Source organism: Vreelandella populi (assembly GCF_003989825.1).
GTDB classification, from domain to species: domain Bacteria; phylum Pseudomonadota; class Gammaproteobacteria; order Pseudomonadales; family Halomonadaceae; genus Vreelandella; species Vreelandella populi.
In genome coordinates this window covers 183758-205551 of record NZ_RZHE01000012.1, presented here as the reverse complement: position 1 = coordinate 205551, position 21794 = coordinate 183758, and the positions used below count along the sequence as shown (strand labels likewise).

Here is a 21794-nt window from a genome sequence, read left to right as displayed (position 1 = left end):
AGAAATGGGCGATGAGTTATCTCATCGCCCATTTTGTATTTATCTGCCTTTGGCATGCGCCTCAGCGCAGCAGCCAGGAAAGCACCAGCAAGAGTAGTAAAACGCCCGCGACGCCCTGCCAGAAATGACGCCGAGGCTCCTGGCGGCTGGCTTCATGTAGGACTGGGCGGCCTAGCGGCCGCCGCAAGGCATGTAAAAACTCTGATAAACGCCTGAAACGCAGTGCTCGCTGCGGGTCCAGCGCGCGTCGCAGGGCATCATCCAGCTCAGGCGATATTTCCGGATTAAGACTGCGCGAACTTCGATAGCTAAGCTCTTCAAGGTCTGTATGGCTGCGTAGCTTGTTCGGGGTCAACTGATAAGGCAGCGCTCCGGTTAGCAGCCAGTACACTGTCGAGGCCAAGGAGTACTGATCGCTGCGGCGCCCGGTACTGTCACCCAAGGCGTACTCTGGTGCGGTATGTTCATTAAAACCAATTTGTCGCAGCAGCTCGCCCGAGTGTCGGTGGCCATCCACCTCGCGCATGTGGCAGGCGCTAAAATCGTTCAATATCAGCTGGCCGTGGATATCAATCAAAATATTATCCGGGGTAATCTGCTGATGAATAATATCCCGATGGTGGAGCGCCTGCACGGCCTTGCCGAGCTGGTTGGCGATATCCAGCCGCTGAATCAGGCTTGCCTGCGGGTGCCGTTCGGCCCATTGGCGAAGCGTCTCGCCTTCCACATGCTGCATCAGGTAGTAAAGATAGCGGCGCGGCCTTGCGGGCTTCACCACCTTCACAACGAAGGGCGAATTGACCCGTTCCACCACCCACTGCTGAAGTAAAAAGTGTTCAAGGTAGGCGTTACGCAAGGAAAGCTCAGGGCTTGGTGCCTTCATGACCATCTCGCGTTCGGTATACACATCCCGCACGCGATATACCCGGGACTGGGCGTTGCGCGACAACACCTCGATGACTTCCAGGCCATCCAGACGCTCGCCAGGCGCCAACTCAGGCGGAATCGGCAGGTCACCGTAAATCAGGCCAGGGTCGTCCGGGGACTCCTCAGGAAGCTCATCAATACGCACCAGTTGAAAACAGAACTGATCGCCACCGTAACCCCTCTCCTGGGCGCGCTGCTTGGCCTCGCTTGCCAGGCGTTCGCAGGCGGCATCCAGATCGCTGACGTCCTGACGAATCAGGCGCACGTAATCCGAAGGCAGCAGCGTGCCGCGCACCCCTCGAGTGGTGAACAGGAAAATATCGCCCTGCTTGAGTCCCAGGTGGGTGTAGTCAATATCCACACTGCCATCCATCCCCAGCGCCCGGGAAGGGTAATGGTAGCCGCCTATGTCCGTTATGTGATCACGGGTTAGCTGCTCGAATTCAGCCCCGCGCAGGCGAAATACCAGCGTATCGCCCATATGAAATAGATGGGCTTCGCGCTTACGAAACACGATAACCGACATCGAAGAAACGAACCCACCCTCTTTGACGTGCTGACTCTGGCTATAGCACCAGCTATTAAGCGCGCGCAGTACCCGGGTGGCCGATGTCTTGGTATCCCAATGGTCGGGCGTGGAAAAATAGTCTGCCAAAAAGCCGCGCACGCTCAAGTCGCCTGCCTGCTTGGCCAGCGTATTGCGTGAAACGGAGTCGCTGATAACCGCACAGCCTCCTTTTACTTTCAACAGCGGTGCATCAGGAAAGCGCACCGACATGGAGCTGCGATGCAAACGCCTGTCGGGAGCAACAAACGCCTGACCATAACTGATTAGCAACTGGGCATGCCCCACTCATCCTCCTTGGCTAACCGCTCTAAAGACGTTCAAAGCCGTTATGATACACGCAACAGCGCACTTAGGATGCCCACCAAACGTCGCTATCCCTGCGATAAAAGCAAATTAGCGCTACCCTTGATCTGCAACGCGACCCTGCGCCTATATTGCATTGGTAATCTGTTGCATTGGTAATCGCACAGCCATCTTCGTATAATTCCTGAATATTCGTGCAACGCATCAATTGCTTAGCCACTGCAACACCAAGGACCCTTAAGGACTCAACGATGAACTTCGATAACATCCCTGCTGGAAAGGATTTGCCGAACGATATTTATGTGGCGATCGAGATTCCTGCGAACCACGCTCCTATCAAGTACGAAATTGATAAAGACATGGGCGCGCTGCTGGTCGACCGTTTCATGGCAACCCCGATGTTCTACCCCGCCAACTACGGCTTTATTCCTCATACGCTAGCTGATGATGGCGATGCGTTAGATGCATTGGTTGTCACTCCGCATCCGGTAGCGCCGGGTAGCATTATCCGTGCACGTCCCATCGGCATTCTGAACATGACCGATGAAGCCGGTGAAGATGCCAAGCTGGTATGCGTACCGCACCCCAAACTCAGCACGTTGTATGATGACGTCCAGGAAGTTACCGACCTGCCTGAGCTGCTGCGTCAGCAAATTGCGCATTTCTTCGAGAACTATAAGGATCTTGAGAAAGGCAAGTGGGTAAAAGTTGAGTCCTGGGAAGGTGTTGAAGCCGCTCGCAAGGCTATCGAAAAAGCAGCTGCGGCTTACCACAAAGCGTAAAGTGAACTAAACGCCGCTGTTTGTTTCTTAAGAAGGCCGCCTTTTAGGCGGCCTTCTTATATATGCGGCAGAGGGTGCGCGGCTTAGCTACTTGACCGCCCTTGAAGCGGGACGATTAAAATACTCGTCTCCTCATACGCCGCCTTGTTATGGCTACTTTTCTATTACATCGCCGTTAAGGATATTTCGTGTTATCCATGAAACGCCTCGGTTTATTTCTGCTGCTTTGCTGGTTACCGCTACTGGCCCACGCGCAATGGTTTTCCTCCAGTCAAAACGATCAGTTTCTGCCAGTCATGGAGGCCTTTCAGGCTAATGCCTGGCATGACGGTGAAACGCTTTATATTGGTGTGGATAGCGCCGAGGGCTACTACCTTTACCGCCACCAGTTCGCGGTTGAAAGCCAAACGCTTTCCGTAAGCCTAGGTGAACCAGTTCTTCCGGAAGGCACGTTTATCACGGATGAATTTCTGGGCGATGTATATACCTTTCGTGATCGGCTGGTGTTTGGGACCCCACTTGATGATGCCTACTCAGGCCCAATTGATGTGGAACTCACCTTCCAGGGCTGCGCCGATGCCGGACTTTGCTACCCTCCCGAACGCGTAACCCTGCAAGCCGCTGAATCAGAGCCGCCGGCTCAGTACGCCGCATGGCTTGATGAAAATGCAGAGCCCAATATTGACAAGGTGCCTGATAACAGCTCGATAGCGCACTCATCATTAAACACGCCACAAAGTGCCGATAGCCGTTTTAGCAGCTTATTGAGCGAAACAAGCCTGCCCTTAGCATTAGGACTCTTTTTCATTGCCGGGCTCGGGCTTACGTTTACCCCCTGCGTCTTGCCCATGCTGCCAATTCTTTCCTCGATTATCGTCGGCCAGAACCCTACCCGGCCGCGCGCCTTCGTTCTCTCGGCAAGTTATGTGCTGGGCATGGCAATTACCTATGCACTGGTTGGCGTTTTGATGGGGCTATTTGGAGCCGGCCTCAACTTGCAGGCTCGCCTTCAGTCGGCACCGGTGTTGATCACTTTTGCTCTTTTATTCACGCTGTTTGCACTGGCCATGTTTGGCGCCTTCGAGTTGCGCTTTTCACCGCGACTGACTAACCGTATTGATGCCTGGCAGGCACGTGCCCAAAAAAGCGGCCCTGGCGGGCTTGCCCTGGCAGGTGCGCTTTCCGTGTTAGTGGTATCGCCCTGCGTGACGGCTCCATTGGCGGGGGCCTTGGTGTTTATTTCTTCAACGGGTGATGCACTAATCGGCGGTGCCGTGCTGTTTGCATTAGGCCTGGGTATGGGCCTACCGCTACTGCTGGTGGGCACCTTAGGCGTTACGTTACTCCCCCGCACTGGTGCATGGATGAGCGGGGTCAAGACCGCGTTTGGGCTGTTGTTACTGGGCGTTGCTATCTGGATGGTCGAGCGCCTGGTAGCCGGGCCTGTCGGCCTACTGCTTTGGGCCGGTCTGGCGATTGGCAGTGCACTTTCTCTAGGCGCTCTGAACTTCAACTATCCGCTGGGTTGGTCACGCGCCCGACAAACACTAGGGCTTATGTTGCTGGCCTGGGGGATTGCACTAGTCCTGGGCGCCGCTCAGGGTAACAACACCCCCCTGCGACCCTTAAGCTTTTCAGGCAACGTTCAGCAGGCGTCAAACGCTGTCTCTGAATTTGTCAGCGTAGATAGCCTGAACGAGCTTTCTGTAGCGCTTGATCAGGCCAAAAGTGCCAACCAGCCCGCTTTTGTTCATATCACAGCTGACTGGTGTATTTCGTGCAAGATCATGGAGCGCGATGTCTACCCGGACCCGCGCGTAGCAGCAGCGCTAGAGGGCTTTACGCTTATTTCAGTGGATGTCACCGACACCACTGAAGAAAGTCGAGCGCTGCTTGGTCAATTTCAACTCTTCGGCCCACCCAGCCTGCTTTTTTTTGATCAGGGCCAAGAAATTCGTGAAGCACGCATTCAAGGAGAGGCTACGGCCAATGAGCTCGCTGAGCATCTAACATCGCTAAAACAGTGGCTGTCGAGCTAACAGCGTGTTGGCCGCGCCGCAGGAACTATTAAGACGTTATAACTTGCAGGCTTTGCGAACCTTGGGTTTAGCATTAGTTGTGTACGCGTCACAGACTGGACATGCTCCTACTTTTTCGGCAAACTCCGCTTCCAATTAGTTAAATCATCAATTTTGAGCTGTAAGAGGGGTAACGTTCGCTATCTTGCAGCGTTCTCTTCTTTTTTTAAAATGGTTTACTGCATACTCAACCATTGCTTTCTCGGTACATGTCACGCGTGCCAGGCAACAACATTCACACATTAAAGGGGCGACACCATGGATATTCGCAAAGTTAAAAAACTGATTGAGCTGCTCGAAGAATCTAATATTAGCGAGATTGAAATTCAGGAAGGCGAAGAATCAGTACGTATCAGCCGCCATCCGAATGGCGCGGCCTGGCAGCCCCAGCCGATGCCCCAATACGCACAACCTTATGCAGCGCCTGCGCCTGCCGCCGCCACACCTGCACCAGGTGTTGATGTAGAACCCGCCGGTGCAAGCTTCCGTGGCGAGGCCGTCAATTCACCTATGGTAGGTACGTTCTATCGCAGCCCGGCGCCTGGCGCGAAATCCTTTGTGGAAGTTGGCGATACCGTTAAACAGGGTGACACTGTGTGCATCGTGGAAGCGATGAAAATGATGAACCAAATTGAAGCCGACCGTGACGGTGTGGTTGAAGCCATCCTGGTGGAAGATGGTGAGCCGGTGGAATTCGATCAGCCAATGATCGTCATCGCTTAATCTTTCTTATCAACACGGGTGGATGCTCTCATGCTGGACAAGGTACTTATCGCGAACCGCGGCGAGATAGCCCTACGTATTCTACGGGCCTGTAAAGAACTGGGCATCAAGACCGTGGCGGTCCACTCCAAGGCTGACCGCGAACTGATGCATGTCCGCCTGGCGGATGAAGCAGTCTGTATTGGCCCGGCCTCATCGGCCCAATCCTATTTGAATATTCCCGCGCTGATCAGCGCCGCTGAAGTCACCGACTCAAGTGCAATTCATCCTGGCTATGGCTTCTTATCCGAGAACGCCAACTTTGCCGAACAGGTTGAACGCTCAGGGTTTGCCTTCATTGGCCCACGCGCCGAAACTATTCGTTTGATGGGCGATAAAGTCAGTGCCATTGAAGCCATGAAGAAAGCTGGCGTGCCTACCGTTCCAGGCTCCGATGGCCCGCTGGGTGATGATGACGCCGCTACTCTGGCAACCGGCAAGCGCATTGGCTACCCGGTAATTATCAAAGCCGCCGCTGGCGGTGGCGGCCGGGGTATGCGGGTTGTGCATTCAGAAGCTCATCTGTTGTCTTCGATCAGCATTACACGCACTGAAGCCCAAGCCGCGTTTGGCGATGGCACGGTTTACATGGAAAAATTCCTTGAGAAACCGCGTCACGTGGAAGTGCAAGTACTGGCTGACGGCCAGGGTAATGCCATTCACCTGTATGACCGCGATTGCTCATTGCAGCGCCGTCATCAGAAAGTGCTGGAAGAAGCCCCGGCGCCCGGCATCGACCCCAAGGCACGAGCTGACGTACTCGAAGCCTGTCGCCAGGCTTGTCTGGAAATCAACTACCGCGGTGCCGGGACGTTTGAGTTCTTGTACGAAGATGGCAAGTTCTTCTTTATCGAGATGAATACTCGCGTACAGGTAGAGCATCCGGTTACCGAAATGGTTACCGGCGTCGATATCGTCAAAGAGCAGCTACGCATTGCCTCTGGCCTGCCCCTGTCGATTCGTCAGGATGACGTCAAGCTTAACGGCCACGCGTTCGAATGCCGGATCAATGCTGAAGACTCCCGCACGTTCATGCCTTCACCGGGTAAAGTGACACTGTTTCATGCTCCGGGCGGTTTAGGTGTGCGCATGGACTCTCACCTGTACACGGGATATACCGTTCCGCCCCACTATGATTCGCTGATTGGTAAATTGATTACCTGGGGCGCGGATCGTGAAATCGCCTTGACACGCATGCGTAATGCGCTGGATGAACTGCTGGTTGAAGGCATCAAGACCAATATCGATTTGCAGAAAGACCTGGTACGCGATAGCAACTTCCGCCAGGGCGGCGTCAATATTCACTATCTGGAAAAGAAGCTGGCCAGCTAAGCTTACATTGAGCAGAGCAAGCGTCTAACAGAATTGTAAAGTGATACCCAACGGGGTGGCTAAGCCCACCCCGTTATCGTTTTATCCCTACCGCGGAGACTCCCCATGCCCTGGCTTCAACTAAAAGCCCACGTAGCGCCTGAGCAGGCTGAACTTCTGGAAGAGCTGCTGCTTGAAGAGGGAGCTACCGCTATTGGTCTTCAGGACGCCCACGATGATCCAGTGTTCGAGCCCGAGCGCGGCACCACGCCGCTTTGGCAGGATACCATTTTAACCGGCCTCTACGATGACCTTGAAGGCGTAGAGAGCATGCTGGCGCGTATTGAAAGCGCTTGGGCCGAGCAGATGCCGGGGGAGGCGTGCCCCACTATCGAGTACGAGCTGTTAGCCGACCGAGACTGGGAGCGCGAGTGGATGGACGACTTTACGCCACTCCAAATGGGCCAACGGCTATGGATCGTTCCCAGCTGGCATACGCCGCCTGAAGCAAATGCAGTCAACCTGATTCTGGATCCCGGCCTTGCCTTTGGTACCGGCACACACCCCACCACCGCCCTTTGCCTTGAATGGCTTGATCAGTTAGCCGTTGACGGCAAGCTGGATGGTAAGCACGTACTGGATATAGGCTGTGGCTCGGGCATTCTGGCTATTGCTGCACTCAAGCTTGGTGCGCAGCATGCCGATGGCACCGACATCGACCCCCAGGCGCTTCAGGCCAGCCGCGATAACGCCGAGCGCAACCAGATCGCCGAACAGGATTTCGCGCTTTACTATCCCGAGCAGTTAACGGGTGGGCCCTACCCCATTGTAACGGCCAATATTCTGGCAGGTCCGTTGGTGGAGCTGGCCCCTACCATTGCCGGCCATGTAGCACCCGGCGGACTTCTTGCTTTGTCAGGCATTCTTGCCAACCAGGCAGACGATGTTCTCAAGGCCTATGAAGCAGAAGGTCTGGTAATGGATGAACCGGTACTTCGCGAAGGCTGGGTACGCCTTACTGGCCATCGCCCAGGTTAATCCGGCATACGGCCTTCACCCCGCCGTCGAGTAGGCGTATCATACGCCCCCTTGAAACGACCTACTCGTTTGGCTAACTGCACATTACTATGACCCTGATCACTCAACCAACCACTGCCATTGGCCCGTATACCCTGCCCAACCAGGTTATACTGGCACCCATGGCAGGTGTTACCGACCGTCCATTTCGCCAGCTATGCCGCAGGCTTGGCGCTGGCTGGGTGGTAGGTGAAATGGTTACTGCAGACCCTAGCCTTTGGCATACGCGCAAGTCGCAACTGCGTATGGACCACCAGGGCGAGCCCGACCCACGGGTTGTGCAAATTGCCGGTGGCGATGTTGAAATGCTCGCCCAGGCAGCACGTCTTAATGTCGAACTTGGCGCCCAAATCATCGATATCAACATGGGCTGCCCGGCTAAAAAAGTCTGTAACAAGGCTGCGGGTTCGGCGCTTTTGCGCGATGAAGCGCTGGTTGCCGACATTCTGGAGGCTGTGGTCAAGGCCGTGGATGTACCGGTTACGCTGAAAATTCGTACCGGCTGGTGTGCTGAATCCAACAATGGCGTAAAAATAGCCAGACTCGCAGAAGATGCCGGCATCCAGGCATTAGCTGTTCATGGCCGACATCGCGAACAGCGCTATACTGGTTGTGCGGAATACGACACGATTGCGGAGATCAAATCGCGTCTGTCCATCCCTGTGATTGCCAATGGTGATATTACAAGTCCTGAAAAAGCAGCTGATGTCCTACGCTATACCGGCGCGAATGCGGTAATGATTGGACGTGGCGCCCAAGGCAATCCTTGGATTTTCAAGCAAATAACCCATTATCTGCAGTACGGCGAACAACTGGCCCTGCCAAGCCTTGATGAGCGCCTTCACGTGCTGATTGAGCATGTAGCGGCACTGCATGCCTTTTATGGTGAGACGATGGGTGTACGCATTGCACGCAAGCATATTGGCTGGTATCTCGAAAGTGATCAGCGATTTTGCGATGCAAAGCGCCGTAAGCTGAAACAGCAATTCAATGCGTTGGCGTCACCTGAAACACAATTTGATTGGATTAATGACGCAATGGCGTTTGACGCTGACCAGCGTCTTTTACCCAAAGGAAGCCATGCTGCATGAACGAACGCGATCTTCTGTCTAGCGAGTTATCCTCGCGACTGGCGGGCACGCTCGCCGACCCGGCTGCAAGCGCTCCTCCTCAGCCGTTAAGAGAGGCCGTGGAATCTGCTATGCGCCGCTACTTCGAGCATCTCGATGGCAGCCAGGCCACCGACCTGTACGCCATGGTGATGGCCGAAGTAGAAGCGCCTCTGCTTGCTTGCGTGCTGGAGCATACCGATGGCAACCAGACGCGAGCCGCTGATGTACTGGGATTGAATCGCGGCACACTGCGCAAGAAACTCAAGATTTACGGTCTTATCGAAGGTGACGCCCCATAACAATGGGGCGTTGTTGTTTTTATTTTCAAACTCTGCACACGAGCTTATCCATGGTCGATAGTACTGCCACCCCTGTTCGCCGCGCGCTGTTAAGCGTTTCTGATAAAACCGGCATCGTCGAGTTTGCCCGCGGCCTGTCCGAGCGCGGTATCGAGCTGCTGTCCACGGGCGGTACTTTCCGCTTACTACAGGAAAATGCCATTCCGGTTACCGAAGTGTCCGAGCATACGGGCTTTCCGGAAATCATGGACGGCCGGGTAAAAACGCTGCATCCCAAAATTCACGGCGGCATTCTCGCTCGCCGTGGGCAGGATGACGCCGTCATGGCTGAAAACGACATTACTCCGATTGATATGGTCATCGTCAATCTCTACCCGTTTGCGGCCACCGTTGCCAAACCAGACTGCACGCTGGAAGACGCCATCGAGAATATTGATATCGGTGGCCCCACCATGGTCCGCGCCTGTGCCAAAAACCACGCATTCACCACAATTGTGGTCAATGCCGAAGACTATGACCGGGTACTTGAAGAGCTGGCAACTAACGATGGCCAAGTAAGCAACGCTACACGCTTTGAGCTGGCCGTAAAGGCGTTTGAGCACACTGCAGGCTACGATGGCGCCATCGCCGAATACCTGGGCCGCAAGGTTAAGGAGAGCGACGCCAACTTCGCGCGTACCTTCAACCTGCAGTTGCATAAAAAGCAGGACATGCGCTACGGCGAAAACCCCCATCAACAGGCAGCATTCTACGTTGACCCTTCCGCCTCTGAGCCTAGCGTTGCCACGGCAACGATGCTTCAGGGCAAGCCGCTCTCCTTCAATAACGTTGCTGATACCGATGCTGCTTTTGAGTGCGTGAAAGCCTTTGGTGAAACGGCTTGCGTGATCGTCAAGCACGCCAATCCATGTGGTGTCGCTGTGGGCGAAACGGCGCTTGAAGCCTATGACAAGGCGTTTGCCACCGATCCCACCAGCGCATTTGGCGGCATCATCGCCTTTAACACGCCACTTGATGCCGATACCGCGCGTGCGGTTATTGATCGCCAGTTCGTTGAGGTGATTATCGCCCCCGGTGTCAGCGAAGAGGCTGCAGCAATCGTTGCTGAAAAGCAGAATGTTCGCCTGCTGGACGTCAGCGCCCACTGGCCAGGTGAGGCCCTGCCCGCCTTTGATTTCAAACGGGTGAACGGCGGCCTGCTGGTACAAGAGTGTGACCAAGGCATGGTGACTCGTGAAGAGCTTACCGTGGTAAGCGAACGCGCACCGACTGAACAGGAACTTAATGATTTAGCCTTTGCCTGGCGGGTCGCCAAGTTCGTTAAATCAAACGCCATCGTTTATGCCAAAGCGGGCCAGACCATTGGCGTGGGCGCAGGCCAAATGAGCCGCGTGTACTCTGCTAAAATTGCAGGTATTAAAGCAGCAGATGAGAACCTCTCTGTGCCCGGTTCAGTAATGGCGTCTGACGCCTTTTTTCCGTTCCGTGATGGCATCGATGCTGCCGCCGCTGCAGGTATTACCGCCGTGATTCAGCCTGGCGGTTCAATGCGCGATCAGGAGGTGATCGACGCGGCCAACGAAGCAGGTATTGCCATGGTCTTTACCGGCATGCGCCATTTCCGCCACTAACGCTTTTGCGGATGCATAAATGCCTCGCAAGCAATGCTTGCGAGGCATTTTTATTCACGGTTTACAAAGACTGCCTTGTTACTAGCCAAGATCAATACACAGATACTTGGTTTCCAAATACTCTTCCAGGCCCTGATGGCCGCCCTCGCGACCTAAACCGGAAGCTTTTACGCCGCCAAACGGCGCAGTGGCATTGGAAATAGCACCGGTATTGATGCCTACCATGCCATATTCAAGCGCTTCAGCAACGCGCCACACACGTGAAAGGTCTCGTGAGTAAAAGTAGGATGCCAGCCCATACTGGGTATCGTTGGCCATCTCAATCGCGGTTTCTTCGTCATCGAAGGGGAAGACGGCCGCCAAAGGCCCAAACGTCTCTTCCTGCGCCACTTTCATGTCTTCCGTGGCAAAGCTGATCAGCGTCGGCGTAAAGAAATTGCCGCCTAGAGGATGCGGGTGGCCCCCCAGTAGCAGTTCGGCCCCTTTATCGAGGGCATCCTGAACATGCTCGCTTACCTTTTTAACCCCATTCTCATCAATAAGCGGGCCAATATTGTTGTTGGGCTGCGTACCATCGCCTACATGAAGCTCGCTGTTCATGGCAACGGCAAGCTTTTCACAGAAAGCGTTGATCACACTGGATTGAACAAGAAAGCGATTAGTACAGATGCAGGTCTGACCGGCATTGCGGAACTTGGCTGCCATGGCGCCTTCAACAGCGGCATCCAGGTCGGCATCTTCAAAGACGATAAACGGCGCGTTGCCGCCCAGCTCCAGGGATATTTTCTGAACATGCTCTGAGGCTTTCGCCATCAGCGTACGCCCCACTTCCGTGGAGCCCGTAAAGGTAATCTTACGTACCTTGGGCGACTGGGTTAAGGCTTCGGCAATATCAGAGGCACTGCCTGGCACCACGTTGAATACACCCCGCGGTATACCCGCGCGCTCGGCCAGAAGCGCAAGCGCCGTGGCCGAAAAAGGCGTTTGGCTGGCAGGTTTAACAACGATAGTACAGCCCGCCGCTAGGGCAGCGCCGGCCTTGCGGGTAATCATTGCCGCTGGAAAATTCCAGGGAGTAATCGCCCCCACAACGCCTACCGGCTGCTTGGTTACCAAAATGCGCTGGTTTGTCTTGGCCGCAGGTATGGTTTCACCGTATACACGCCGTGCCTCTTCGGCAAACCAGCGTAAAAAACTTGCCGCGTAGGCGATCTCGCCCTCGGCTTCCTTAACCGGCTTGCCCTGCTCAAACGTCATCAGCAGGGCTAGATCATGCTGATGCTCAAGCATCAGATCGTGCCACTTGAGCAGCATGTCGGCGCGCTCTTGTGCGGTAAGCGCGCGCCACGCAGGCAAAGCGGCATCTGCGGCGTCAATGGCACGCTCGGTTTCAGCCTTGCCAAGCCTTGGCATATCCCCCACCGGCTTGCCCGTGGCGGGGTTAATAACGTTAATCTGCTCTCCGCTGTCAGCTGCCACCCAACTGCCGTCTATATAGGCAAACGGGCAATACAGCTGTGTCTCTTTTAGCGCTTCCATGACAGACTCCTGGCCAAATGATGGCCCTGTGGGCTCATATTTACGCTTTCATGCTAAGACGAAACGACGCATTTAACCAAGTGTTTAGCCAATGACATTGCCATGAAGGCAGAGCAGCGAGATTAATTGATCAGCGTTAAAAACTCCTGGCGCGTTGCCGGATTCTCGCGGAAACCACCCAGCATGACGGAAGATGTCATGCTTGAGTTCTGCTTCTCCACACCACGCATCATCATACACAGGTGGCGCGCCTCAATTACAACCGCTACCCCTTTGCCTCCGGTTACCTGTTGAACGGCATCGGCAATTTCACGCGTGAGGTTTTCCTGAATTTGCATTCGGCGAGCATACATATCAACAATACGCGCAAACTTTGAAAGCCCAAGCACCTTGCCGTCAGGCAGGTAAGCAATGTGACACTTACCGATAAAAGGTAGCAGGTGATGCTCACACATGGAGTAAAGCTCAATGTTCTTTACCAGCACCATCTCATCGGTTTGCGACTCAAAAATTGCGCCGTTAACAATTTCTTCAAGCGACGTCTGATAGCCTGCGTTTAGAAACTGCATAGCCTTGGCGGCACGCTTGGGTGTATCCCGCAGACCCTCACGGTCCGGATTTTCGCCAAGAGCAGTAATAATCTGGCGATAGTGCTGGGCGATGTCGTCGGTCATAGTAAGCCTCATCAAAACGGTGACAACGTGAACACAGGCTATTGCCTCTTTGCAGCAACCCGGACGTACAAGTTGAACAACCTGATAAATAGTGCCTAAGCCTTTATTGCACACATGACATAAATCAGCCAACAAAAACTTATATAAAGTTAGGGCGTGCTTTAAAAGCGATGGATAAGCGCATTTTATCGCACCTTAAGGCTTCGTGGCAGCGTTACGAACCCTTTTCAAACATTGAGTTATCAAGCAAGCCAGATAGGCTGTTCCAACTGTAAACACTGCTGTTCCAGCTGGCGAATATGCTGGTCCCAATAACCGCTCTCCGCCATCCAGGGGAAAGCCCGAGGAAAGGCCGGGTCGTCCCAGCGAGAGACCAACCAGGCGCTATGGCGAATCAACCGATAGGCGCGTAACGGCTCAATCAAGGACATCTGCTCGTGAGGAAAAGTAAGCGATTCTTCATACCCTTCGATGATTTCACTTAGCTGCGCTCGCCAGCCGTTTAGCTCATCGGTAGGTAGCAGCATCCAGATATCCTGGATGGCCGGGGCCATCAGGCAGTCATCAAAGTCAACCAACGAAAACTGCTCATCCCGCCCCAGAACGTTACCCAGATGACAATCGCCGTGGCAGCGAATCAACGATGCTTTGTTCAGCGCTTTAGAGGACAGCAGGCGCTGTAGCTTCTGAATCACTGATGTATAGGCGCGACGCTGAAATTTATTCAACCACTGACTTTCCAGCACACGTTGCTCGGCGTTTTCAATACCGCTGGCAAGCTCCAGACTCGCACGATGCTCAAACGTTTTACGGCGCGAAACCTTATGCAGCCGTCCCAGCGCTTCGCCAAGCACATACAGGTGCCCGAGATTATCCAGCTCTGGCGCCTGTCCTACATACTGAGGAAACAGCGCAAACCGAAACGCCTGATAATGATGCAACGACTCCCCTTCTCCATTGCGCCAGGGCGGCACCACCGGTACGCCCGCCTGATCAAGCTCATGCAAAAAATCGTGCTCTTCCTGAATGGCAGCATTTGACCAGCGCTCTGGGCGATAGAACTTGATCACCCAGCGGCGCGCATCATCATCACGAAACATCAGCACGCGATTTTCATAACTATTAAGGGCAAAAGGCTCACCAGCCGGCCAGATATCAACAGACTCGGCAGCCGACATGACCATATCGGGTGAAAGCGCACTGAAAAGATGGGACATTAACCGCTCCTTGATAACCAAACGCCTATCTTATCAACTATTCCCCAAAGGCGTTCTCGCCACGGCCCACATGTCAACACGCTCAGCACCCGCTTGCCGGGCAACAGCTGCCAGCGCATTGCCGGTTGCTCCTGTCGTGACGACATCATCAATGAGGGTTACATGCTTTGGAAGTGGGCCAGCCAGGCTAAAAGCGCCACGCAAATTGGCGGCACGCTCACGCCGATTCAAGGTACGTTGCGAAACGACCAGCTTATGGCATTTGGCATGGATAAGTGGCAGGCCGGTGCGCTGGGATAATTGTTCTGCCAACCACTGGGCCTGATTAAATCCCCGCTCACGCGCTCGCTTCGAGTGCATAGGAACCGCTAATAATGCAGCACCAAGCTGGGAAGGCCTCTTGGTCAGCATTAACTCAGCCAGCAGCGTTCCAGCCCGGGATGACGCATTGAATTTAAAGTCGTGCACCAGCTCTTTGATGGGTGACTGATAAAGAAAACCAGTTTGGGTGCATGTTATCTGGGGCGCTTCGCTTAAGCAGCGCCCGCATAAACGTTGGGCTTTCTGGCTTATCGGTTCAGCACACTGTTCACAACAGCGAGTGTTCCAGGGCAATTCAGTGAAACAGGTGCTGCACCAACCCTGCCCAATCTGGGCAGGCGCCAAACAGAATGCGCAATACCCTGGCAGCGCCTTACGTAACTGATGATGAGCTTGTTGCCAACCAAGTAGTCCCCGCATGCGCCTCCCCCGTAAACGGATTTTATTAGCATGTTGCACAAAGCCATTGACATTTACCAATAAGTTGATAATATACGCCTCGTCTTCTGCGGATGTGGTGGAATTGGTAGACACGCTAGATTTAGGTTCTAGTGCCGTAAGGTGTGGGAGTTCGAGTCTCCCCATCCGCACCAATTTTAAGTTTTATCTTCATATCAATCGGTCAGCATATGCTTACCGATTTTTTTATGCCTGCAATTCACCAGCTGTTTCAAATAGCTGACTTTTCCCAGTCTTTAAGCTACGTTAGCTATTTATCATTTGCCACTTTTCCTTGAGAAGGATCTCACCCATGGAATGGCTAAACGAGTACGCACAAGCAATTTCTGCCGTGGGCAGTATCCTCACCCTTTTTGTATGGGTGTTCTACGCCCAACTGCTTTATAACGGTTATGCACGCCAGCGACGGCCACGAATTATTATCAATCGAGGCAAAGGTGTCGGCCTGGACGCGCTTTGCCTGATCAGCAACATGAGCAACGAAGCCATCTACATTCAGCACCTTGTTGCCGTACTTCATACCCCAAAGCGAGGCTATGAGCTCGATATAGTGGAATATCAGCAGCAAGGCGATGAAGAAGACGAGGTTGCTTATCGTACACATCAAGGACCGCTTGGCTCAGGTGATTACATCCATATTCAATCTTTCGCTTCGATTCTGAAACGACTGAGGGAGCATTGGGATATCAAGGATGACGAGATCAAACAACCGGATCTTCAGTTGGAAATACGCGTGATTGCCATTTATGGCTCAGAAGATATGCCTACCGGTGCTACACGCAGTTTTTATATGAATTATCAAGCCGAACCCATGCGCCAATTAAGTCCCGTTCGTGCAGATACCCATCGCATGAACAGCCGACGTGATCGTAAGCGCGTGTTAAAGTGGGCAAAAAATATTGAAATACATAAAGCTCACTAACCTAGCTTCGCATAATTTTAATAATTTATACTTGGGATAAAGATATGAGACAGCTCTTTGCGCTGGCCTGTCTGGGAACACTGGCATTAGGCGCAGCTCAAGCTCACGCCGAAGAAGAAGATAGCGACCTGCCCGATTGGGCTGAAGAACAGGTTGAGCCATTTCGTGCAAATGTTGGCAACTGGGTAGACAACACCTCACGTAATATTGATTCATTCTTTGGTGGCGAGCATTACGACAACTCAGTAAACAATGAGTCTTACCTGCGCCTGGGGCAGGAAATCGACTGGATGGAAGGCGACGGTATAGGAGGCGACGTTAGTGTCCGTTACCGAATTGATCTGCCGACTACCGAAGAACGCCTGCGTTTAGTGATTGAAAGCGACCCGGAAGAGTCTCAGGGCACTCTCGCTGATCAAGGCTCTGGACGCCTGTATAACGATCAGCGCGACCGCCGTAACTCCACTTTTGGCCTGGACTGGCTCGAAAGCCGTGACAAGCGTGAAAACTGGAGCAACCGCATTGGCGCGGGTGTTCGTTTGCGTCTGCCGCTGGACCCTTATGTGCGCTTTACCAGCGAGCGCTTATGGGATCTTGGCGATGGCCCATGGCAGCTCGAATCATTCAACCGACTCTCCTGGTTCAACAATGAAGGCTACTCAGCGCGTACCGAATGGGACATTGGCCGTCCGCTTTCTGAAAACCGGCACTTGCGCTTTATCAGTACCGTTCAGTGGCGGGAAGAAGAAGATACACTTGAGTACAGCGAAATTGCTGAACTTAACCAACGCCTTAATAAGCGTAGCGCGCTGCGTTATTCGATTATTGCTCTTGGCGAAAGCGTATCCAACCCGCGCATGACGAATTACTATCTTCAGACACGCTATCGTCGTGATGTTCACAAAGGCATTCTATTTGCTGATGTCATTCCCGAACTTCACTTTCAACGCGAGGTCAGCTACGACCCGCGCTGGGCAATGACGCTACGCTTGGAGATGTATTTCCAACGTGAAATCAATCGCGATTACTTCGGTTTCTAAGAACAGCTTCAGCTTTTAAAGACAGCTTTAGTTTTTAAGCACAACTTTGGCTTTTAAAATACAGTAGATGCGAGCCAGCGTTTTAACCTGGCTCGCTATATTGAACCGTCCTGCAGTCTCCTTTATAACCTCAAGCCGCCATCGCATTCGATCATGCGCGCACTGAAATAATCGTTATCGAAAATAAATGCGACGCTCTTGGCAATATTTTCAGGCTCCCCCAAGCGCTTTAGCGGTACGCTTGCTGCGATTCGTTCCAGCATATCCGGACGCATGGAGGCCGTCATATCGGTAGCCACAAAACCAGGTGCTACCGTACCGGTACGAATGCCGTAACGGGCAAGCTCCTTCCCCCAGGTCACGGTAAGCGCATGCACCCCGGCTTTGGCAGCAGCATAGTTGCTTTGCCCCATATTACCGGCTCGTGAAATACTTGAGATATTGACAATAACGCCCTCAAGCCCTGCTTCTATCATCTGGGTTGCGGCTTCCCGCCCACATAAAAAGACGCCGCTCAAATTGACGTTTATGACCTTCTGCCACGCCTCAAACGACATGCGTTTTTCTACTTTTCCATCATTGACCTTTACCAACAAGGCGTCGTCTGTAATACCTGCATTGTTAACGCAGCCGCTGACAGGGCCCATCCGCGTAGCAATATCGTTAAACGCCGTTATCACTGATACCTCATCAGCCACATCCACCACAAAGGCCTGCGCACGAACACCTTCTGCTGCAAGCGATGACACCGCCTGATCCAACGCCTCTGCACTCATGTCCAACAGCGCAAGCGACGCACCCTGATGGCCCAGCTGCTGGGCCACAGCGTAGCCCAAACCCCGGGCGGCGCCCGTTATCGCAATAACCTTCTCAGCTAACTGCATCCCCATTTCCTTTTGTGCTAGGTCTCGGCCACTTTTTTGTATGCGCCTGCGTTTTCCACAACGGTCATATCGAACATCGCCTTTTATGTAATCATGCGAACTCAAGCCTCTGATATGCCGCCAAACTCATGAGTCAACAATGACAGCCGCTTGTTTTTTGCCCGTTTGACACAATAATGAGCCATTACGCCTGTTATGGAGCCTGTCATGCCTATTCTGATATTCATTTCTTTATTTACCTTACTCGACTTCATACTGCTTTTTTCAATAGGAAGTCAAATAGGCTTACTCACTACGCTGCTACTCGTACTAGCTACCGGTGTGATTGGGCTACACCTTATCCGTAAGGAAGGTGTCTCCACTTTCGCCCGTGCCCGTCAACGCATGAAAGAAGGTGAAATCCCCTCTCAGGAACTGCTAACCGGGGCGGCACTTATCTTTGGTGGCGCCCTACTCATGGCACCAGGGTTTCTCTCCGACCTGTTAGGCATTGCCTGCTTGTTGCCAAGTGCACGCCAGCTTCTCTACAAAGCGTTGATTTGGCTTGGCTTGAAAACCGGTGCCAATGCGCAGCCAGGCATGCATGAAAATACCCGTTATCAGCAAGGTACTCGCTACCAACAAAGCAATAAGGCCAAACCAGGCTCTCATACCGATGATGGAGCCATTGAAGGTGATTTTATCAGTCGGGATGAGACCCCGAGGCGTCACTGATGCTGGCCAGCCTGAAAAACCGAACAAAAAAACATTTTTTCACGTCCACCCCCTTGAAAGGGTTTATAAAGCCCCCACTTTTTGAACCAGCATACAGGCTCGGTGGCAGCCGTTAGGTTGCCACCATTAACAACGAAGGTAATGAGCCTTCATTTCTCGCGGCAATGCCCTCGAGAACCTTGTTTTAGCTATCAGCCCTTTTATGGGCCTTGACGATACTCAGGAGAACGTGAGCATGAAAATCCGTCCTTTGCACGATCGCGTCGTAATTCGTCGCGTGGAAGAAGAACAGAAAACTGCTGGTGGCATCGTGCTTCCAGGCAATGCACAAGAAAAGCCCACACGTGGCGAAGTTCTTGCAGTAGGCAACGGTCGCATTCTCGATAACGGCGAAGTACGTCCGCTAGACGTTAAAGTTGGCGATAACGTCATTTTCAAAGATGGCTTTGGCGTTGAGAAGCAAAAAATCGACGGCGAAGAAGTCTTGATCATGAGCGAAGCCGACATCCTGGCGGTCGTTGAAGGCTAATCATCGCCTCGACTACTTACTTTCACCTTTTACAATTCGATTTTAGGAAGTAACGAACATGGCAGCTAAACAAGTTAAGTTTTCTGATGATGCCCGTAAACGTATGGCGCGTGGCGTCGACGTTCTGGCCAACGCAGTAAAAGTTACCCTGGGCCCGAAAGGCCGTAACGTAGTGCTCGACAAATCCTTTGGTGCGCCGACCGTTACTAAAGACGGTGTGTCGGTTGCCAAAGAGATCGAACTGAAAGACAAGTTCGAGAACATGGGCGCACAAATGGTGAAAGAAGTTGCTTCTAAAACTTCTGACGCTGCAGGCGACGGTACTACCACCGCTACCGTATTGGCTCAAGCCATTGTTGCAGAAGGCCTGAAAGGTGTTACTGCAGGCATGAACCCGATGGATCTTAAGCGCGGCATCGACCAAGCAGTTAGTGCAGCGGTTAAAGAAATCCAGGCAATGTCCGTGCCCTGCACCGACACCAAGTCTATCGCCCAGGTAGGTACCATCTCTGCCAACGGTGACAAGCGCATCGGCGAGATCATCGCTGAAGCGATGGAAAAAGTCGGTAAAGAAGGTGTTATCACTGTCGACGAAGGCCGTGGCTTCGAAGACGAGCTGGAAGTCGTTGAAGGTATGCAGTTTGACCGTGGCTACCTCTCTCCTTACTTCGTGACCAACCAGGACACCATGGCAGTTGAACTTGAAGATCCTTACATCCTGCTCGTGGATAAAAAGATCTCCAACATTCGCGAACTGCTGCCGGTACTCGAAGCCGTTGCCAAGCAAGGCAAACCGCTGGCCATCATCGCTGAAGACATCGAAGGCGAAGCGCTGGCGACTCTGGTCGTTAACAACATGCGCGGTATTGTTAAAGTAGCCGCTGCAAAAGCGCCTGGCTTTGGAGACCGTCGTAAAGCGATGCTGCAGGATATCGCTATCCTGACCAACGGCACCGTTATCTCTGAAGAAGTTGGCCTGACGCTTGAGCAAGCGAACCTGGATCACCTGGGTACCGCCAAGCGCATGACCATGTCGAAAGAAAACACCACCATCATTGATGGCGCCGGTGTAGAAAACGATATCGAAGCACGCGTTAACCAGATCCGCGCGCAAATCGAAGAAACTTCTTCTGATTACGACAAAGAGAAGCTGCAAGAGCGCGTTGCCAAACTGGCAGGCGGTGTTGCCGTAATCCGCGTCGGTGCTGCTACCGAAGTAGAGATGAAAGAGAAGAAAGCACGCGTTGAAGACGCGCTGCACTCTACTCGCGCAGCAGTTGAAGAAGGCGTTGTACCTGGCGGCGGTACCGCTCTGGTTCGCGTAATGGCCAAAGTACAAGGCCTGACTGGCGATAACGAAGATCAGAACCACGGTATCAACATGGCGCTGCGCGCTATGCAGTCACCGCTGCGTCAGATCGTTACCAACGCTGGTGAAGAAGCGGCCGTAGTTATCAACCGCGTTAAAGACGGTGAAGGCAACTTCGGTTATAACGCACAGACTGGTGAGTACGGCGACCTGTTCGAAATGGGTGTTCTGGACCCGGCAAAAGTAACTCGTACTGCCCTGCAGTCTGCGGGTTCCGTTGCTGGTCTGATGATCACCACCGAGTGCATGATCGCAGACGACCCGGAAGAGAAAGAAGCTGGCCCGGATATGGGTGGCATGGGCGGAATGGGTGGTATGGGCGGCATGATGTAATAAGCCCCTTGAGCCTATCGCTCTGATGTTTAACGTCTTCAAAGACCCCGCCTTGTGCGGGGTCTTTGTCGTTTAAGGCCTGCTTTCGAATAGCGTGTCATTCACGCCTTCAGCCGTGAAGCGTGCTACCATTCACGCCCTGAATAAGCCGCTTTTAGGTCATCATTACCGTGCTTTCCAATATTCGTATCGTGCTCGTGCAAACCTTTCATCCTGGCAACATTGGTGCGGCCGCACGTGCCATGAAAACCATGGGGTTAACCAACCTAGTACTAGTTAACCCTCGCTGCTTTCCCGATGAAGAGGCCACTCGATTGGCAGCCGGAGCCACCGATGTTCTGGAAAACGCACGCGTGGTTAGCTCACTTGAAGACGCCGTTCAGGACTGCGTGCAGGTAGTCGGTGCAAGTGCCAGATTGCGTAGCCTGCCGTTGCCCCATTTCGATGAGCCGGATGAAATGGCCCAGCAGGTCATTTTAAATGCGACAGATGCACCGGTTGCGCTTGTCTTTGGCCGCGAGCGCTCAGGCTTGACCAACGATGAAATTCGCTGCTGCACGCATCAGGTAAGCATTCCGGCCAATCCTGAATACGGTATTCTGAATCTTTCCCAAGCGGTTCAGATCCTGGCTTATGAAACCCATAGAGCCTGGCGCCAGCGCGATGAAAACGACTTTACCTACCAACGCCCTCAGGAAGCTGCCCCACCCACTCGCGAGCAGTTCATACACTTTCAGGATCATTTAAGCCGTCTGATGCAACAAAGTGGCTTTCTGACCCAGCCTCATGCCCGCACCGAAGAGCAGCTCCAAGCCCTTTTTGCCCGCGCCCAGCCAAGCCGTAAAGAGCTTTCCCTACTGCGTGGGTTACTAAGTGCTTTTGAGGCTCACTTGCCTCCCCAATGATACAAACATAAAAAGGGCAGCCAATGGCTGCCCTTTTA

The 21794-nt window shown here is 53.3% G+C and carries 20 protein-coding genes and 1 tRNA gene; 15 read left to right on the top strand and 6 right to left on the bottom strand.

Features of this window, described 5'->3' with window-relative positions; translation table 11 throughout:
• Nucleotides 1-61: 61 nt before the first annotated feature.
• Nucleotides 62-1780 (bottom strand): bifunctional protein-serine/threonine kinase/phosphatase, encoded by a 1719-nt coding sequence (locus ELY25_RS13195; RefSeq protein ID WP_126951728.1) that lies wholly within the window; start codon nucleotides 1778-1780, stop codon nucleotides 62-64.
• Between the two features lie 269 nt (nucleotides 1781-2049).
• On the opposite strand from ELY25_RS13195, the gene ppa reads away from it, so the two are divergent.
• The 8 genes from ppa to purH all read left to right on the top strand — a co-directional run bounded on the left by ppa (nucleotide 2050) and on the right by purH (nucleotide 10850).
• Nucleotides 2050-2580, top strand: coding sequence for an inorganic diphosphatase (ppa, locus tag ELY25_RS13190; RefSeq protein WP_009095357.1), 531 nt, complete (start codon nucleotides 2050-2052; stop codon nucleotides 2578-2580).
• A gap of 188 nt (nucleotides 2581-2768) precedes the next feature.
• Nucleotides 2769-4619 carry a protein-disulfide reductase DsbD gene (gene dsbD, locus ELY25_RS13185; RefSeq protein ID WP_126951727.1) on the top strand — a complete coding sequence of 617 codons (1851 nt, stop codon included), beginning with the start codon at nucleotides 2769-2771 and terminating at the stop codon, nucleotides 4617-4619.
• A gap of 297 nt (nucleotides 4620-4916) precedes the next feature.
• Nucleotides 4917-5381, top strand: coding sequence for an acetyl-CoA carboxylase biotin carboxyl carrier protein (gene accB, locus ELY25_RS13180; RefSeq protein WP_126951726.1), 465 nt, complete (start codon nucleotides 4917-4919; stop codon nucleotides 5379-5381).
• A gap of 30 nt (nucleotides 5382-5411) precedes the next feature.
• Complete coding sequence (gene accC / locus ELY25_RS13175; RefSeq protein ID WP_126951725.1) at nucleotides 5412-6752, top strand: acetyl-CoA carboxylase biotin carboxylase subunit; 1341 nt, start codon at nucleotides 5412-5414, stop codon at nucleotides 6750-6752.
• A gap of 105 nt (nucleotides 6753-6857) precedes the next feature.
• Nucleotides 6858-7769, top strand: a complete 912-nt coding sequence (gene prmA / locus ELY25_RS13170) for a 50S ribosomal protein L11 methyltransferase (protein WP_126951724.1) — start codon at nucleotides 6858-6860, stop codon at nucleotides 7767-7769.
• Between the two features lie 89 nt (nucleotides 7770-7858).
• A complete protein-coding gene (gene dusB / locus ELY25_RS13165) occupies nucleotides 7859-8899 on the top strand; it encodes a tRNA dihydrouridine synthase DusB (protein WP_126951723.1) in 1041 nt (346 codons plus the stop codon).
• Nucleotides 8896-9219 (top strand): DNA-binding transcriptional regulator Fis, encoded by a 324-nt coding sequence (gene fis, locus ELY25_RS13160; protein ID WP_126951722.1) that lies wholly within the window; start codon nucleotides 8896-8898, stop codon nucleotides 9217-9219. The genes dusB and fis overlap by 4 nt, the downstream gene beginning before the upstream one ends.
• Before the next feature lie 50 nt (nucleotides 9220-9269).
• Nucleotides 9270-10850, top strand: a complete 1581-nt coding sequence (purH, locus tag ELY25_RS13155) for a bifunctional phosphoribosylaminoimidazolecarboxamide formyltransferase/IMP cyclohydrolase (protein ID WP_126951721.1) — start codon at nucleotides 9270-9272, stop codon at nucleotides 10848-10850.
• A gap of 81 nt (nucleotides 10851-10931) precedes the next feature.
• Here the strand turns inward: purH and ELY25_RS13150 are convergent, their stop codons facing one another.
• The 4 genes from ELY25_RS13150 to ELY25_RS18115 all read right to left on the bottom strand — a co-directional run bounded on the left by ELY25_RS13150 (nucleotide 10932) and on the right by ELY25_RS18115 (nucleotide 15021).
• Nucleotides 10932-12389, bottom strand: a complete 1458-nt coding sequence (locus ELY25_RS13150) for an NAD-dependent succinate-semialdehyde dehydrogenase (protein WP_126951720.1) — start codon at nucleotides 12387-12389, stop codon at nucleotides 10932-10934.
• A 122-nt stretch (nucleotides 12390-12511) separates the two neighbouring features.
• Nucleotides 12512-13063 (bottom strand): GTP cyclohydrolase I FolE, encoded by a 552-nt coding sequence (gene folE / locus ELY25_RS13145; protein ID WP_126951719.1) that lies wholly within the window; start codon nucleotides 13061-13063, stop codon nucleotides 12512-12514.
• A gap of 242 nt (nucleotides 13064-13305) precedes the next feature.
• On the bottom strand, nucleotides 13306-14280 hold the full coding sequence (locus ELY25_RS13140) for a serine/threonine protein kinase (protein ID WP_126951718.1): 975 nt from the start codon (nucleotides 14278-14280) through the stop codon (nucleotides 13306-13308).
• A gap of 33 nt (nucleotides 14281-14313) precedes the next feature.
• Entirely contained in the window at nucleotides 14314-15021 is a 708-nt protein-coding gene (locus ELY25_RS18115; protein ID WP_221885460.1) for a ComF family protein, read from the bottom strand.
• 88 nt (nucleotides 15022-15109) lie between these two features.
• Between ELY25_RS18115 and ELY25_RS13130 the strand changes: the two genes are divergently transcribed.
• From ELY25_RS13130 to ELY25_RS13120, 3 genes are all read left to right on the top strand, one after another.
• A tRNA-Leu gene (locus tag ELY25_RS13130) sits at nucleotides 15110-15194 on the top strand.
• Nucleotides 15195-15352: 158 nt separating this feature from the next.
• Entirely contained in the window at nucleotides 15353-15982 is a 630-nt protein-coding gene (locus ELY25_RS13125) for a hypothetical protein (protein ID WP_126951717.1), read from the top strand.
• A gap of 44 nt (nucleotides 15983-16026) precedes the next feature.
• On the top strand, nucleotides 16027-17022 hold the full coding sequence (locus tag ELY25_RS13120) for a hypothetical protein (RefSeq protein WP_126951716.1): 996 nt from the start codon (nucleotides 16027-16029) through the stop codon (nucleotides 17020-17022).
• 122 nt (nucleotides 17023-17144) lie between these two features.
• Here the strand turns inward: ELY25_RS13120 and ELY25_RS13115 are convergent, their stop codons facing one another.
• Nucleotides 17145-17906 (bottom strand): SDR family NAD(P)-dependent oxidoreductase, encoded by a 762-nt coding sequence (locus ELY25_RS13115; protein WP_126951715.1) that lies wholly within the window; start codon nucleotides 17904-17906, stop codon nucleotides 17145-17147.
• Nucleotides 17907-18113: 207 nt separating this feature from the next.
• Between ELY25_RS13115 and ELY25_RS13110 the strand changes: the two genes are divergently transcribed.
• The 4 genes from ELY25_RS13110 to ELY25_RS13095 all read left to right on the top strand — a co-directional run bounded on the left by ELY25_RS13110 (nucleotide 18114) and on the right by ELY25_RS13095 (nucleotide 21756).
• Nucleotides 18114-18620: an FxsA family protein gene (locus ELY25_RS13110; protein ID WP_126951714.1), complete on the top strand. Its 507-nt coding sequence runs from the start codon at nucleotides 18114-18116 to the stop codon at nucleotides 18618-18620.
• 235 nt (nucleotides 18621-18855) lie between these two features.
• Complete coding sequence (locus ELY25_RS13105) at nucleotides 18856-19149, top strand: co-chaperone GroES (protein ID WP_126951713.1); 294 nt, start codon at nucleotides 18856-18858, stop codon at nucleotides 19147-19149.
• A gap of 58 nt (nucleotides 19150-19207) precedes the next feature.
• Nucleotides 19208-20851 (top strand): chaperonin GroEL, encoded by a 1644-nt coding sequence (gene groL / locus ELY25_RS13100; RefSeq protein ID WP_126951712.1) that lies wholly within the window; start codon nucleotides 19208-19210, stop codon nucleotides 20849-20851.
• Between the two features lie 170 nt (nucleotides 20852-21021).
• Nucleotides 21022-21756: an RNA methyltransferase gene (locus ELY25_RS13095; protein WP_126951711.1), complete on the top strand. Its 735-nt coding sequence runs from the start codon at nucleotides 21022-21024 to the stop codon at nucleotides 21754-21756.
• Nucleotides 21757-21794 lie beyond the last annotated feature (38 nt).

Coding starts and splice junctions, on each gene's coding strand:
- ppa (WP_009095357.1), top strand. CDS start 2,050: ATGAACTTCGATAACATCCCTGCTGGAAAGGATTTGCCGAACGATATT.
- accB (WP_126951726.1), top strand. CDS start 4,917: ATGGATATTCGCAAAGTTAAAAAACTGATTGAGCTGCTCGAAGAATCT.
- accC (WP_126951725.1), top strand. CDS start 5,412: ATGCTGGACAAGGTACTTATCGCGAACCGCGGCGAGATAGCCCTACGT.
- prmA (WP_126951724.1), top strand. CDS start 6,858: ATGCCCTGGCTTCAACTAAAAGCCCACGTAGCGCCTGAGCAGGCTGAA.
- dusB (WP_126951723.1), top strand. CDS start 7,859: ATGACCCTGATCACTCAACCAACCACTGCCATTGGCCCGTATACCCTG.
- fis (WP_126951722.1), top strand. CDS start 8,896: ATGAACGAACGCGATCTTCTGTCTAGCGAGTTATCCTCGCGACTGGCG.
- purH (WP_126951721.1), top strand. CDS start 9,270: ATGGTCGATAGTACTGCCACCCCTGTTCGCCGCGCGCTGTTAAGCGTT.
- ELY25_RS13150 (WP_126951720.1), bottom strand. CDS start 12,389: ATGGAAGCGCTAAAAGAGACACAGCTGTATTGCCCGTTTGCCTATATA.
- folE (WP_126951719.1), bottom strand. CDS start 13,063: ATGACCGACGACATCGCCCAGCACTATCGCCAGATTATTACTGCTCTT.
- ELY25_RS13140 (WP_126951718.1), bottom strand. CDS start 14,280: ATGTCCCATCTTTTCAGTGCGCTTTCACCCGATATGGTCATGTCGGCT.
- ELY25_RS18115 (WP_221885460.1), bottom strand. CDS start 15,021: ATGCGGGGACTACTTGGTTGGCAACAAGCTCATCATCAGTTACGTAAG.
- ELY25_RS13125 (WP_126951717.1), top strand. CDS start 15,353: ATGGAATGGCTAAACGAGTACGCACAAGCAATTTCTGCCGTGGGCAGT.
- ELY25_RS13120 (WP_126951716.1), top strand. CDS start 16,027: ATGAGACAGCTCTTTGCGCTGGCCTGTCTGGGAACACTGGCATTAGGC.
- ELY25_RS13115 (WP_126951715.1), bottom strand. CDS start 17,906: ATGCAGTTAGCTGAGAAGGTTATTGCGATAACGGGCGCCGCCCGGGGT.
- ELY25_RS13110 (WP_126951714.1), top strand. CDS start 18,114: ATGCCTATTCTGATATTCATTTCTTTATTTACCTTACTCGACTTCATA.
- ELY25_RS13105 (WP_126951713.1), top strand. CDS start 18,856: ATGAAAATCCGTCCTTTGCACGATCGCGTCGTAATTCGTCGCGTGGAA.
- groL (WP_126951712.1), top strand. CDS start 19,208: ATGGCAGCTAAACAAGTTAAGTTTTCTGATGATGCCCGTAAACGTATG.